Raw genomic sequence first — 13714 nt, 5'->3', positions numbered from 1 at the left:
CATGCTGCTCACGCGCGACACTTTGCCGAAGACGATCCCGGATATTGCAGCGCTCGACGACCTGCTGTGCCGGCCGAGCCAGGCCTTGATCGACGATATCAGCAAGGTCGACGGCGACATCATGATCCTCGGCGTCGCCGGCAAGATGGGACCGACGCTGGCCGGCCTTGCCAAGGCCGCCGCACCGGACCGCCGCGTCATCGGCGTCGCCCGCTTCAGCGATCCCGCGGTGAAGGACTGGCTGGAGGAGCGCGGCATCGAGACAATCAATTGCGACCTGTTGGATGAGGCCGCGATCAGGGCGCTGCCGAAGGCGCCGAACATCATCTTCATGGCTGGCCGCAAATTCGGCGCCGAGGGCGACCTGTCGCTGACCTGGGCGATGAATGCGCATGTCCCAGCGCTGGTCGCACAGGCTTTCCCTGCGTCGCGGATCGTGGCGTTCTCGACCGGCTGCGTCTATCCATTCGTGCCGGTTGACGGCAAAGGCTCCGATGAGGACATGGCGCCGAACCCGCCGGGAGAATACGCGCAATCCTGCGTCGGGCGCGAGCGCATGTTCGAATACTTCTCCAGGAAATTCGCAACACCCGGCCGCCTGTTCCGCCTGAACTATGCGATCGACATGCGCTACGGCGTGCTGCACGACATCGCGACTAAGGTGCTTTCGGGCACACCGATCGATGTCAGCCTCGGCCATGTCAATTTCATCTGGCAGGGCGATGCCGCCTCGCAGGCGCTGCGGTGCCTGGCGCATTGCACGACGCCGACTTCGCCCATCAATGTCAGCGGCCACGAGATCCTCGCGGTGCGCGATCTCGCCGCCAGGTTCGGCGCGCGCTTCGGCCGTCAGCCCGTGATCGTCGGCAAGGAAGAGCCGACGGCGTGGCTGACCGACACCTCGCTAGCGGTCAAGCTGTTCGGCCTGCCGGTCGTCGACACCGAGCAGTTGATCGCCTGGACCGCGGACTGGGTGGAACGCGCGATGCCGAGCCTCGGCAAGCCCACCAAATATGAGGTGCGCGATGGTCGATACTGAGCCTGTCGCCATTGTCCAACTCGGGGTCGACGACGCTGCGGCCGGGCTCGCGCTGTCGACCGAAGCGCACTGGAACCAGAACGAGGCCGACTGGCGCTTCTTCCTCGGCAATGGCATCGTGTCCGGCGTCCGCGACGGAACGCATCTGGTCGCAACTGCGGCGCTGCTGCCGTATTCCGCCGGTAATGCCTGGATCAGCATGGTGCTGGTGACCGAACGCTGGCGCCGCCGCGGCATCGCGACCCGGCTGGTCGATGCCTGTCTCGACGCGGCAAGACAGCGCGGCCTCACCACCTGGCTCGATGCGACGCCGGCGGGCGCCACGGTGTACGGTCCACTCGGCTTCACGCCGACATTGCAGCTTCGGCGCTTGCGGCTCGAACATCCGGCGCAAGAGGCGCCCGTGACGCTCGCGGCCTCCGATATCGACACGTTCACCGCACGCGACCGGCGCGCCATGGGATTTGAGCGCAACGGCCTGCTCGCGGAATTCGGCGCCCGCACCGGCTCGCGTATTGTGTCCCACGGCAACGCGATGGCGCTGGTGCGCGACGGCCGCACCGCGCGCCAGATCGGACCACTGTTCGCGGATAGCGCGGCGGACGCGCTGGCGCTGGTCGATGCGATCAGCCGAAACGAAACCAGTCCGCTCCTGATCGACGCGATTGCGTCGCAGGAATCATTCGTCGCCGGATTGACAGCCGCGGGCTGGAACATCGAACGGCCGTTCCAGCGCATGCGGTTCGGCCGCGCCACCACGCAAAGCGAAGAGCTTCCCTTCGCCGTCGCCGGCCCGGAATTTGGATAGGATTGGCCATGCACCACAGCGAGATCAAATCCGAGATACGCAAGCTGATCGCCGACGGCACCGTGCTGCCCGCACACCCGCTCGCGCTCGACGCCAATCGCGCGCTCGACAAGAGGCATCAGCGCGCGCTAACGCGCTATTATATCGACGCGGGCGCCGGCGGCCTTGCGGTCGGCGTCCACACCACGCAATTCGCGATCCGCGAGGTCGGGCTTTATCGGCCCGTGCTCGAGCTCGCCGCCGAGACGGCAGCGAACTGGACCAAGCGGCCACTGGCGATGGTCGCAGGTCTCGCCGGCCCGACGCAGCAGGCGATCTCCGAAGCGCGGACCGCGCGCGATATCGGCTATCACGCTGGCCTGCTCAGCCTCGCCGCAATGAAGACCGCGTCGGAAGACGACATCATCGCGCATTGCCAGGCGGTCGCGCGCGAGATCCCGCTGGTCGGCTTCTACCTGCAACCCGCGGTCGGCGGCGTCATCCTGAGCGCGGACTTCTGGCGGCGCTTTGCGGCGATCGACAATGTGATCGCGATCAAGATCGCGCCGTTCAACCGCTATCGCACCCTGGACGTGTTGCGCGGCGTCGCCGCGGCTGGTGCCCTCGACCGCGTCGCGCTCTATACCGGCAATGACGACCATATCCTGCTCGACCTCACCTTGCCGTTCGACCTGCGCGAGAATGGAGTTACGACCCGCACCTACTTCAAAGGCGGCCTGCTCGGTCACTGGTCGGTGTGGACGCAGACGGCAATCAGGCAATTCGAGATGTGCAAGGCGGCGCGCCACAAGGATACGGTGCCTGCCGATCTGCTGGCGCTCGATGCCCGCGTCACCGATTGCAACAGCGCATTCTTCGACGTTGCCAACAATTTCCACGGCTGCATCGCAGGCTGTCACGAGATCCTCCGCCGCCAGGGCTTGCTGGAAGGCATCTGGTGCCTCGATCCAAACGAAGGTCTCAGCCCGGGCCAGATGCAGGAGATCGACCGCGTCTGCCGCGAGCATGCCGATCTCTCGGACGACGGCTTCGTCGCCGCGAACCTGCAGAAATGGTTGACATGACGGCCGAGCCTTTCATCAGCCTGCGCAACGTCCGCAAGGTCTATCGGTCCAAGGGAGCCGAGTTCCTTGCCGTCTCCGACGTCACAATGGACATCGCCGAGGGCGAGCTTGTGGCGCTGGTCGGGCCATCCGGTTGCGGCAAGACCACCGTGCTGAAGATCCTTGCCGGCCTGCACAGCGCCGATGGCGGTACGATCAAGATCGGCAACGCGAAGACGCCGTTCGATCCCGCGCGCGATATCGGGATGGTATTCCAGCAGGCGCTGCTGCTCAAATGGCGCACCATCCTCGACAATGTGCTGCTGCCGGCCGAGATCGTCGGCCTGCCGATCAAGGCGGCGCGGGAGCGCGCCCGCGACCTGCTCAAGATGGTCGGCCTCGCCGGCTATGAGGACAAATATCCGCAGCAGCTCTCAGGCGGCATGCAGCAGCGCACCGCAATCGCTCGCGCGTTCATCCATGACCCGAAACTGATCCTGATGGACGAGCCGTTCGGCGCGCTGGATGCGCTGACGCGTGAGCAGATGAATCTCGAAATGCTGCGGATCTGGCGCGAGAGCGGCAAGACCATCATCTTCGTCACCCACAGCATCCAGGAGGCCGTGTTCCTGGGCTCCCATTGCGCCGTGCTCACCGCCGGGCCCGCTCGGATGGCGGAATATTTCCCGATCGAATTGCCCCTCCCCCGCGCGCTTCCGATCAAGACCACGGACGAATTCGGCGCCTACGCCCGGCGCATCTATGACCGGCTCGGCCTCAGCACCAACGCCTGATCCGCCGCGCGTGGACGGCTGACGCCAAGCCGGAACGCAGAATTGCGCATACGCATCATGCAACCGCATACCTGTGGCAACCCGTGCGCGCGTAGTAGATGACCGAGAGGACGGGATCCTGTCCTTCCGGAGAATCTGACCACAATGGACATGCTCGCGGCGAAGGCGCCAGTCGCGCCCGTCATGGACGGCTTGCCGCCGGAGCGGCGGCGCTGGGCCGTGGCTGCGATCTTCACCGCGCTCGCGATGGCTTCGCTTGACACCGCGATTGCCAATATCGCCCTGCCCGCGATCGCGACCGATCTTAAGGTCAGCCCGGCCGATGTCGTCTGGGTCGTCAACGTCTACCAGATCGCGCTGGTCGCAACGCTGTTGCCACTTGGCGCGCTCGGGGAAATCGTCGGCCATGAGCGCATCTATCTCGGCGGCCTCCTCTTGTTCACGCTCGCCTCGCTCGGCTGCGCGCTCGCGTGGTCGCTGGACAGCCTTCTCATTGCACGAACGCTGCAAGGGCTCGGCGCCAGCGGGCTGATGAGCGTCAACACCGCGCTGGTCCGCTACGTCTACCCGAGCAGGATGCACGGTCGCGGCTTCGGCCACAACGCGCTGGTGGTCGCGACCGCCTTCACCCTCGGGCCGACGATTGCCTCCGCCATCCTGGCGTTCGGAACCTGGCCGTGGCTGTTTGCGATCAACATCCCGTTCGGCCTGACCGCACTGTTCATCGGCATGAAGACCTTGCCGCAGACGCCGCGCGCCGTGCATGCCTTCGACCTCCCCGGCGCAGTGCTGGCCTCAGGCTGCCTCGGTCTCTTCATCATCGGCATCGGCAGCGCCGCGCACAAGACCTCGCCGGGATTGGTGCTGGTCGAGGTTGCTGGAGCGGTGGTGCTGGGCTGGCTGCTGACGCACCGGCATCGGGATCATCCGGCGCCAATGCTGCCGATCGACCTGTTCCGCCGCCCGATGTTCGCCTTGTCCGCAGCGACCGCGGTCTGCTCGTTCGCAATCCAGGGCCTCGCCTTCGTTTCGCTGCCGTTCTATTTCGAAGCCGTGCTGATGCGCTCGCAGGTCGAGACCGGGTTCTTCATGACGCCCTGGCCGCTGGTTGTTGGAATCATGGCGCCGATCGGCGGCCGCCTGTCCGACCGTTACCCGGTCGGCATCCTTGGCGGTATCGGGTTGATCCTGCTCGGCCTCGGCATGACGCTCTTGGCAACACTACCCGCCTCCCCCAGCATCCCCGATATCGTCTGGCGCATGGTGATCTGCGGGATCGGATTCGGCTTTTTCCAGACGCCCAATATGAAGGCACTGATGAGCAGTGCGCCGCCGCACCGCAGCGGCAGCGCCAGCGGCATCGTGGCGACCGCGCGCCTGACCGGGCAAACCATCGGCGCCGCGCTCGCCGCTTTCTGCTTTGCCATCGCCGGCCACGAAGGCGCCACCTACGCACTCGCGCTAGGCGCCGGATTTGCGGTGCTCGGAAGCGCGATGAGTTTCCTGCGGCTGGCTGTCGCACCCAAGGGCGCATGATCTGCGCGAGGCGCAAGAGATCAAGAACACCGCGCCCTCGGGTTTGTTCCTGCTTCCTCGCATACGCATTTTCTTGATTTGAATCGTTCTAGTGGCCGGGTCACACTCGCCCCGAGGTCTAGTTGATGGAACTGGATCAAAAGGGGATTGCGATGGCTAACCTCACAATTAACGGCAAGAAAATCGAGGTCGATGTCGAGCCGGATACGCCGCTGCTCTGGGCGATTCGCGAAAACATTGGACTGACCGGCACCAAATATGGCTGCGGCATCGCACAATGCGGCGCCTGCACCGTTCATGTCGACGGCGTGGCGATGCGATCCTGCGGCGTGCTCGTCAGCGAAGTTGATGGCAAGGAAATCACGACGATCGAGGGCCTTGCCGCCGAGGGCAAGCTGCACAAGGTGCAGCAGGCCTGGATCGAGCACGACGTGCCGCAATGCGGCTATTGCCAGACCGGCATGATCATGGCGGTAGCGGCGCTTCTGAAAGACAACCCGAAACCGACCGACCAGGACATCGACGAGGCCATCACCAATATCTGCCGCTGCGGCACCTTCGCGCAGGTGCGCGAGGCGATCCACGCCGTCGCGAACGCGTGAGGTGCCGTCATGAATCAGCACGTCAAGCTCAACCGCCGCGCGTTCGTGATTGGCACCGCCGCGGCAGGCGCCGGCCTTGCGCTCGGCTTCAATCTTCCGTTTGGCGGGGCGGTGGCGCGCGCCGCCGATGGCTCGCCCGAAGTCAACGCCTGGGTGGTGATCCGTCCGGATGATACGGTGGTGATCCGCATCGCGCGTTCGGAGATGGGCCAGGGTTCGCTCACCGGTCTCGCGCAGCTCGTTGCCGAAGAACTCGAATGCGACTGGTCGAAGGTCACGACCGAATATCCGACACCGGGCCAGAGCGCCGCGCGCGGCCGGCCCTGGGGCGATTTCTCGACCGGTGGCAGCCGTGGCATCCGCGGCTCGCATGAATACGTCCGCAAGGGCGGCGCCACCGCGCGGCTGATGCTGATCCAGGCCGCCGCGAACGAATGGAAGGTGCCGGCCTCCGAATGCTCGGCCGCGAGCAGCGTCATCACCCATCTGCCGACGGGCCGAACCACGACCTACGGCAAGGTGGCGGAAGCAGCTAGCAGGCTCTCTCCGCCGTCCGATGTGAAGCTGAAAGACTCGAAGGACTGGAAGATCGCGGGCAAGGGCCTGAAGCGCCTCGACACCGCCGACAAGACCACCGGCGCGATGGTCTATGGCATCGACTTCAAATTGCCAGGCATGTTGAACGCCGCGATCAAGGATTGCCCGGTGTTCGGCGGCAAGCTGAAGAGCTTTGACGAGGCCAAGATCGCCAACATGAAAGGCGTCAAGAAGGTGGTGCGCGTCGGCGACAGCGGGGTTGCCGTCGTCGCCGACACCTGGTGGCACGCCAAGACTGCACTCGATGCGCTGCCGATCGAGTGGGACGAAGGCCCGAACGCAAAGACCTCGAGCGAGACGATCAGCAAATGGCTGGCCGAAGGACTCGAGCCGTCGCAGGCGGCGTTCGTCGGCAACCAGAACGGCAATGCGATGGCGGAGATCGCGCGTGCCGCAAAGGTGGTCGAGGCCGTCTACAACTATCCCTACCAGAACCAGGCCACGATGGAGCCGATGAACGCGACCGCGCTCCATACCGGCGAGAAGCTCGATGTCTGGTGCGGCACGCAGAACGGCGAAGCGGCCTTCGCCACCGCGGTGCAAGCCTCAGGCCTTCCGCCTGAGAAATGCGACGTCCACAAGCTGATCCTGGGCGGCGGCTTCGGCCGTCGCGGCCAGAGCGATTATGTGCGGCAGGCGGTCTTGATCGCCAAGGAGATGCAGGGCACGCCGATCAAGCTGTTGTGGTCGCGCGAAGAGGACATGCAGCACGGCTTCTATCATCCGGTTACCCAGTGCCGGATGGTCGGCGCCTTCGATGCCGACAACAACCTGACCGCGCTGCGCATGCGGATCTCCGGCCAGTCGATCCTGGCGCGGCTACGGCCAGAGGCCATGATCAACGGCATGGATCCCGCGACATTCCAGGGGCTCGCGCCCAGCGGCGAAGCGGCGATCGGCTATTCGATCCCGAACCTGTTGATCGAACATTCGATGCGCAATCCGCATGTGCCGCCGGGCTTCTGGCGTGGCGTCAACATCAATCCGAACACGATCTATCTCGAGAGCTTCATGGACGAACTCGCGCATGCGGTCGGCCAGGATCCGCTCGCGTTCCGTCGCAAACTGATGGCGGGTCATCCGAAGCATCTGGCGGTGCTGAACGCGGTCGCCGAACGGATCGGCTGGGACAAGCCGGCGCCGCAGGGCGTCTATCGCGGGCTCGCACAGGTGATGGGCTATGGCAGCTATGTCGCCGGCGCCGCCGAGATCTCGGTGACCGACGGCAGCAAGATCAAGGTGCATCGCATCGTCGCTGCCACCGATCCTGGCTACGTCGTCAATCCGGCGCAGGTGGAACGGCAGGTCGCGGGTTCCTTCGTCTACGGCCTCTCCGCTTTGTTCTATGGCGGCTGCACCGTGAAGGACGGCCGCATCGAGCAGACCAACTTCGACACCTACAACTCGATGCGCATCAGCGAGATGCCGAAGGTGGAGACGATCCTGATGCCGAGCGGCGGCTTCTGGGGCGGCGTCGGCGAGCCGACCATCGGCGTCGCCGCGCCCGCGGTGCTGAATGCCTACTTCGCGGCGACCGGAAAACGCATCCGCTCGGTACCGCTACGGCAGCAGAACATCAGCTTCGCGTAAGGAAGTTGTGGTTCACGACCTGACAAGCGAGTCGTTCCGGGCTTGACCCGGGACGACCAAGCGACTGGTCCGCCGCTCCTCGATGAACGCACTATTTTACGGACCGCATCAATCATCCCGCAACCAACGCTGTTGATCACGGCAAGTGTCGCTTGCGCGTCAGGCGAATGGCCGAATACTGCCGCCCGGCGAGGAATCGGTGCGAATCACGGGCGGGGGAATCGGCATGCAGCGCTACGTCGGCTTGGCGGTGGCGGCTTTATTGTTGTGCGGTAGCGGTGCGGGCGCGGAGGCCCAGGGCCTTCCATCCTACATGGCGCCGATCTCCGGCAAGACGAGCACCACACCCGCCGACACCGCGACCAAGGACGTGCTGGCGCTCAACACCGCGATGTTTGAGCTGTATGGCGACGCGGCAAAGATCTTCCAGAAGAACATCCTGAGCAAGCATCCGGTCATCCTTGCGCTGTTTTCCGGCGCCGGCGGCAGGATGATCCTTTACCGTCCGGGAATGGCGCCGACAGAGGCGCCGCAGGTGCCGATCGTCTATCAGCTCCTGAAGTCGGTGGGTCACAGCACGATGGCCTTGGCCGAAGTGGCCGGCCCCTATGTCGACAATCTCGACGACAAATCCTGGCGCGGCTCGATGCTCGCCTATCGCAGCCGCATGCAGTCGGCGCTCGATGGGCTCGACCGCACGCCGATGGAAGCCGGCTGGCGCGACAACAACCGCGCCATCCTGCAGAACAACCTCGCCTTCATGGACGAATGCCTCGCCAAGGACGTCGTCCCATTTGCAACGCTTGAGGCTTTCGGCAAGAAGCAGGCGCCACACCTCGCCAAGAATGTTGCATGGGCGGCAGAGACCCAGGTTGCGCACTGGATGGGCGTGCTGGCGGACTGGAAAGCCCAGCTCGGCGCCGACTGGGACAAGACCTATGCCGCGAGCAACACCATCTATGTGGCGCGCCAGAACAACGTGCTGTTCAGTGTGCTCGCGCAGTTCTTTGGTCCCGATGCCATCAATGACCGCCTGCTCCTGATCGAAACCATCTCGTTCACAACGACGCCCGCGGACATGCTGGAATCGCTGACGCGGATCATCGCGGATCGCTCGGTCGGTTCGCTGTTCTTCGGCAACTATCATCTCATGGACTATGAATTGATGGGCGGCGATGCGCGTGTCGCGATTGCTGCCGAGACCAAGAAGCGCGGCATGACGACGTTTCTGCCGCCGGCCGTGCCATTCGGTTCGAAGCAATGGCCGACCTTGGTCACGCCCGGTCCCGGCCCCGCATCGATCGCGGACTTGCGATAGTGTTTTTCGTATCGGTGCGTGATTCGGGCGCAACGATAATTTGAGATCGGGCACGCCTGACAGCGTTGACCGAGGGGGGTAAGGGGCATGCGGCCTTCGCGAAGGGAGTTCGTGAAGTGGGTCACGGCGAGCGGGATAGCGCTCAGCCTGTCACGATTGGGAGCGGCCGAGCCGGCGGGCTTTCCGGCGCGCGCGGTGTTGCCGGGACGGCAAAACTGGAATCCGGCGGCCGATGGCCGCGGTCGCATCGACGGCGTCGCCAAGGTCACCGGCGCCAAGCTCTACGCCTCCGATTTTCGCGCTGCCGACCTGCCGGGATGGCCGGCCACGACGTCGCACGCGATCCTGGTCCGCGCGAGCGATGCGACGCGCGTCTATCTCGGCATGGACCTCGCACGCCTGAGCGGCGCGCTGAAGCCGTCGGTCGTGGTAACGGCCGAGGAGCTTGCGAAGATCGGCGCCCGCGTCCCTGAATTCTATGCGGGCGATCTGTTCTGCCCGGTCGGCAAGACGCCGCTTTATATGGGACAGCCGGTCGCGCTATTGATCTTCGAGCAGTTCGACGCCTTCGATCGTGCGCGGCTGGCGCTGCGCGACGGCACCTTCGTGAAGTCAGGCGAAGAGACCGGCCCGGTCTCCCTGCCCAATTACGCCGCCTTCCGCTTCACGCGCGTGGCCGGCCCAACGCCCGAGTCGCCCGATGTGTATTCGCCGATCCAGGCCGGCTGGGTGACGCCGGGGCGGCTGCAGGACACCACGCTTCCGGTCTGGTCCTCCTTCGCGAAGGAGACGCAGGCACCCTACGGCAAGGCGGCGCGGTACGGCGAGCAGATCCGCGCCGAGCTGGATGCGAAGAACCCCGCAATGGTGGTGCTCGACCGCAGCTTCGAGACCCAGTCGGTCGATCCAATGTTCCTCGAGCCGGAATGCGGTCTCGGCTGGTACGACAACAGGGGCGGCAATCTCGAACTCGTGCTTGGCGTCCAGTCGCCCTATGAAGCCACCGAGTCGATCGCGTATCTGCTCGGACAGGCGCGCGCTCCCTTCAAGCCCGCGCAGATCAACACGCAGTTCACCTATATCGGCGGCGGCTTCGGCGGCCGCGACCACACGCCCTTCGTGCTCTATGTCGCGCTGGCCGCAATGTTCTTTCCGGGACGGCCGGTCCGGCTTGCGCACGACCGTTATCAGCAGTTCCAGGGCGGCATCAAACGCCATCCGTTCAAGATACGATCCCGGATCGGGATCGACCGCGCAACCGGCAAGATCCAGGCTTTCGCGGCCGATCACGTGCTCGACGGCGGCGGCCTTGCGAACTTCTCGTCGAGCGTGGCGGTTGTCGGCGCCACGGCGGCGATCGGCATCTATGACGTGCCGAAGGTCGACGTCACCACGGTGGCCGTGCATTCGCGCGGCGTGACCGCGGGCTCGATGCGCGGCTACGGGACCATACAGACCATGACCGCGCTCGAAGTGCTGATCGACGAGGCCGCAGACGCCTTGCTACTCGATCCGATCGAGTTCCGGCGGCGCAATGCGCTCAAGCAGAACGGCCGGACCATGACGGGAAATCCGTACATCGTGTCGGTCCGCACGCCCGAGATCCTGGACAAGCTCGAGACACATCCGATCTGGCGGCAACGCGCCGAGGAGAAGGCGCGGCTTGCAAGCAGCGGCGTCTTGGTCGGCACCGGCGTCGCCTGCGTCACCAAGGACTACGGCACCGGCGCGGACTGCTCGCTCGGACGCGTCGAGATCGCAGCCGACGGCAGGATCTCGATCCATTGCGATCATGTCGAGATGGGCAATGGCATCGGAACCGCGCTCGCCAACCGCGTCGCGATCCATCTTGGCGCGGTGGCCGACGAAGTGTCGGTGGCCCGGATCGATACCTATGATGCGCTCGGTCTCGTCACCTCTGGCGATCCCTACACGATGGATCAGAAGACCCAGGACGCGGCTGCGAGGAATCCGCGCTGGGTGCCTGCGATCAGTTCGGCCACCAGCGCCTCGATCGGCGCGCATGTCGGGACACATGCGGCTGCCGAGGCCGCGCGCGTCATCTTCCGCTACGGCCTGTGGCCGGCGGCGCTCGAACTCTGGCGCATCCCGCCCTCCGATCCGCGGGCGAAGGATTTAGCCAAAGCGCGCTGGAAGGATGGGCAGCTCATCCTGCCCGGCCTTCCGCCGCTCGCACTGCCGGCGCTCGCCGCAGCCGCGCATGCGCGCAACCTCGTGACCGGCGCGATCACCCACAGCTTCTCGCGCTGGGCCTGGTCGCGCGCGGGTTTCCGGTTTGGCCGCGAGCTGCACCAGGCGGAGATCGACGCGCTCGCGGTGCGCAGGGGCGGCGGAAAATTCACCGCGCTCAATCGCGTCAGCGTGTGGTTTCCGCCAACCGACAACAACAGGATCGGCACGGCCTACGCCTCGATGTGCGGCACGCTGGTTCGCGTCGAGATCGAGCGCACGACCGGCGCGCTGCGCATCGCCAAGGCCTACAGCGTGCTCGAATGCGGACAGCCGCTGGTGCCGGAAGTCGTGCTCGGTCAGTCACAGGGCGGCTTTGCCATGGGCGTCGGTTACGCCTTGCTGGAATCGCTGCCGCCTCACGAAGGCGGTCCCGGCAACGGGCAATGGAACCTCGGGCAATATCTGGTAGCGCGGGGATCGGATCTGCCGCTGCGCGATCTCGAGATCGAGATGCTGCCGCCACTGTCGCCGGACGAGCCGCCGAAAGGCATGGCCGAAGTCGTGATGGTCCCCGTCGTCCCTGCCCTTCTCAACGCCATCTTCGACGCCACCGGCCACCGCTTCAAGTCGTTGCCGGTCACCCAGGCCATGCTCAAGGGAGCGCTCGCGTGACAAGGCTTGCCATCACGGTCAACGGCCGCGCGATCGATCCGATTGAGGTGCGCGACGATCTCTCGATGAACGACTTCCTGCGCGAATATCTGGGCATGACCGGCACCAAGTTCGGCTGCGGCGCCGCACAGTGCCTGAGCTGCACGATCATCGTCGACAACCCCGATGGCACCAGCGAAACCAGTCCGACCTGCATTGTGCCGGCCGCAAACTTCAACGGCAAGGCGATCCGGACCGTCGAGGGCCATGCGAGAAATGGCCAGCTTACCGCGCTTCAGAAAGCCTTCATCGATCACTTCGCCTTCCAGTGCGGCTACTGTACCGCCGGCTTCCTGAACGAAGCCCAGGTCTTCCTGGAACGTCTCGCGAAGAAGCCGGTCGCACGCACCGAACTCGAGAAGACCATCGAAGACGCGCTCGACGGACATATCTGCCGCTGCACCGGCTACATCAAATATCACGAGGCCGTCCGCGACGTGATCCTCGCCGATCCCCAGCGTTATCTGGCCTGACCATGATCTCAGAAACGCGCTTTCGGATTGTCGTTGTGGTCGCGGCGCTCGGCCTGAGCATGGTCACGGGCTATGCGGCCTCGCAGACCGCATCACACGGCCTGGCTTCGCCTGAGAGCTTTGCCGGCATCGCTGACAGCGACGCGCGATCGGCGGCGATGTTCACTGAACTCGGCAAGGTGCTGACGCATCCGCGCTGCGTCAACTGCCATCCCGCCGGCGACCGGCCGCGCCAGGGCGACGAGGGCCGGCTGCATCAGCCGCCGGTCACACGCGGCGCCGACGGCCACGGGGTGGCGGCGCTACGGTGCTCGGCGTGTCACGGCAACGCCAATTTCGAGCCTGCCCGTATACCGGGCCACCCGGAATGGCACCTCGCGCCGCGGGAGATGGGTTGGGAAGGCAAGTCGCTCGCCGAGATCTGTGCCCAGATCAAGGACCCCGCCCGCAATGGCGGCCGCAAGGTCGAAGAGCTGATCCACCACATCGGCGAAGATACGCTGGTCGGCTGGGCATGGCAGCCTGGTTTCGGCCGTTCCCCCGCGCCGGGCACACAAAAACAGGCGGGCGCGCTCGTCGAAGCATGGGCGAAGAGCGGCGCAGCTTGTCCTGCGAGATGACTTGCGACTCTCTCCCGTAGGATGGGTAGAGCGCAGTGAAGCCCATCGCGACGGAGCAAGCCGCGCGAATGATGGGTGTTGCTGCGCTCTACCCATCCTACGATTCCGTAGAACCTCACACCGCCGTCGTCCCCGCGAAGGCGGGGACCCATAACCACAGGGAGGTGTTGTGGCGCGAGCAAGCGGTGGTAGCGGAGCAGATCACAACGGCCTGTGGTTATGGGTCCCGGGTCCCGGCTACGCCAAGGGCTTCGCCGTGGCACGCAAGCCCGGGACGACGGGGGAGAGGTCTGATTTGAATGTCAAACAGCTCTCCGCTGTCATCGTCCGCCACCGGGTCGGCCGAATGGCCGCCCGATGACAGGCTCCGGCGGACGATCCAGTATTCCA

General features: G+C 65.2%; 11 protein-coding genes. All 11 read left to right on the top strand.

The features are described 5' to 3' along the window. Nucleotide 1 precedes the first annotated feature (1 nt). The 11 genes from AC5ZGW_RS12840 to AC5ZGW_RS12790 all read left to right on the top strand — a co-directional run bounded on the left by AC5ZGW_RS12840 (nucleotide 2) and on the right by AC5ZGW_RS12790 (nucleotide 13324). A complete protein-coding gene (locus AC5ZGW_RS12840) occupies nucleotides 2-1039 on the top strand; it encodes an NAD-dependent epimerase/dehydratase family protein (RefSeq protein ID WP_130222292.1) in 1038 nt (345 codons plus the stop codon). Continuing rightward, nucleotides 1026-1847 (top strand): GNAT family N-acetyltransferase, encoded by an 822-nt coding sequence (locus AC5ZGW_RS12835; protein WP_130222290.1) that lies wholly within the window; start codon nucleotides 1026-1028, stop codon nucleotides 1845-1847. The genes AC5ZGW_RS12840 and AC5ZGW_RS12835 overlap by 14 nt, the downstream gene beginning before the upstream one ends. Nucleotides 1848-1855: 8 nt before the next feature. Beyond that, nucleotides 1856-2911, top strand: a complete 1056-nt coding sequence (locus AC5ZGW_RS12830) for a dihydrodipicolinate synthase family protein (RefSeq protein WP_130222288.1) — start codon at nucleotides 1856-1858, stop codon at nucleotides 2909-2911. Beyond that, on the top strand, nucleotides 2899-3684 hold the full coding sequence (locus AC5ZGW_RS12825) for an ABC transporter ATP-binding protein (RefSeq protein ID WP_130222286.1): 786 nt from the start codon (nucleotides 2899-2901) through the stop codon (nucleotides 3682-3684). Before AC5ZGW_RS12830 ends, AC5ZGW_RS12825 begins: the two co-directional genes overlap by 13 nt. A gap of 144 nt (nucleotides 3685-3828) precedes the next feature. Then, nucleotides 3829-5220 carry an MFS transporter gene (locus AC5ZGW_RS12820; protein ID WP_130222284.1) on the top strand — a complete coding sequence of 464 codons (1392 nt, stop codon included), beginning with the start codon at nucleotides 3829-3831 and terminating at the stop codon, nucleotides 5218-5220. 152 nt (nucleotides 5221-5372) lie between these two features. After that, the gene (locus AC5ZGW_RS12815; RefSeq protein ID WP_028164664.1) at nucleotides 5373-5822 is read left to right on the top strand and encodes a (2Fe-2S)-binding protein; all 450 of its coding nucleotides are present in this window, start codon (nucleotides 5373-5375) and stop codon (nucleotides 5820-5822) included. 9 nt (nucleotides 5823-5831) lie between these two features. Continuing rightward, nucleotides 5832-8009, top strand: coding sequence for a xanthine dehydrogenase family protein molybdopterin-binding subunit (locus AC5ZGW_RS12810; protein WP_130222280.1), 2178 nt, complete (start codon nucleotides 5832-5834; stop codon nucleotides 8007-8009). A 226-nt stretch (nucleotides 8010-8235) separates the two neighbouring features. Beyond that, the gene (locus AC5ZGW_RS12805) at nucleotides 8236-9327 is read left to right on the top strand and encodes a hypothetical protein (protein WP_130222278.1); all 1092 of its coding nucleotides are present in this window, start codon (nucleotides 8236-8238) and stop codon (nucleotides 9325-9327) included. Nucleotides 9328-9414: 87 nt separating this feature from the next. Then, complete coding sequence (locus AC5ZGW_RS12800) at nucleotides 9415-12192, top strand: xanthine dehydrogenase family protein molybdopterin-binding subunit (protein ID WP_130222276.1); 2778 nt, start codon at nucleotides 9415-9417, stop codon at nucleotides 12190-12192. Then, nucleotides 12189-12704, top strand: a complete 516-nt coding sequence (locus AC5ZGW_RS12795) for a (2Fe-2S)-binding protein (protein ID WP_130222274.1) — start codon at nucleotides 12189-12191, stop codon at nucleotides 12702-12704. The genes AC5ZGW_RS12800 and AC5ZGW_RS12795 overlap by 4 nt, the downstream gene beginning before the upstream one ends. 2 nt (nucleotides 12705-12706) lie before the next feature. Beyond that, nucleotides 12707-13324 carry an Isoquinoline 1-oxidoreductase subunit gene (locus tag AC5ZGW_RS12790; protein WP_130222272.1) on the top strand — a complete coding sequence of 206 codons (618 nt, stop codon included), beginning with the start codon at nucleotides 12707-12709 and terminating at the stop codon, nucleotides 13322-13324. Nucleotides 13325-13714 lie beyond the last annotated feature (390 nt).

Source organism: Bradyrhizobium sp. Crot121, from assembly GCF_059512385.1.
This window is presented reverse-complemented; position numbering and strand designations above follow the sequence as displayed.

What these genes read in the sequence shown, in the direction of transcription:
- AC5ZGW_RS12840 (WP_130222292.1), top strand. Translation starts at nt 2, where the DNA reads ATGCTGCTCACGCGCGACACTTTGCCGAAGACGATCCCGGATATTGCA.
- AC5ZGW_RS12835 (WP_130222290.1), top strand. Translation starts at nt 1,026, where the DNA reads ATGGTCGATACTGAGCCTGTCGCCATTGTCCAACTCGGGGTCGACGAC.
- AC5ZGW_RS12830 (WP_130222288.1), top strand. Translation starts at nt 1,856, where the DNA reads ATGCACCACAGCGAGATCAAATCCGAGATACGCAAGCTGATCGCCGAC.
- AC5ZGW_RS12825 (WP_130222286.1), top strand. Translation starts at nt 2,899, where the DNA reads ATGGTTGACATGACGGCCGAGCCTTTCATCAGCCTGCGCAACGTCCGC.
- AC5ZGW_RS12820 (WP_130222284.1), top strand. Translation starts at nt 3,829, where the DNA reads ATGGACATGCTCGCGGCGAAGGCGCCAGTCGCGCCCGTCATGGACGGC.
- AC5ZGW_RS12815 (WP_028164664.1), top strand. Translation starts at nt 5,373, where the DNA reads ATGGCTAACCTCACAATTAACGGCAAGAAAATCGAGGTCGATGTCGAG.
- AC5ZGW_RS12810 (WP_130222280.1), top strand. Translation starts at nt 5,832, where the DNA reads ATGAATCAGCACGTCAAGCTCAACCGCCGCGCGTTCGTGATTGGCACC.
- AC5ZGW_RS12805 (WP_130222278.1), top strand. Translation starts at nt 8,236, where the DNA reads ATGCAGCGCTACGTCGGCTTGGCGGTGGCGGCTTTATTGTTGTGCGGT.
- AC5ZGW_RS12800 (WP_130222276.1), top strand. Translation starts at nt 9,415, where the DNA reads ATGCGGCCTTCGCGAAGGGAGTTCGTGAAGTGGGTCACGGCGAGCGGG.
- AC5ZGW_RS12790 (WP_130222272.1), top strand. Translation starts at nt 12,707, where the DNA reads ATGATCTCAGAAACGCGCTTTCGGATTGTCGTTGTGGTCGCGGCGCTC.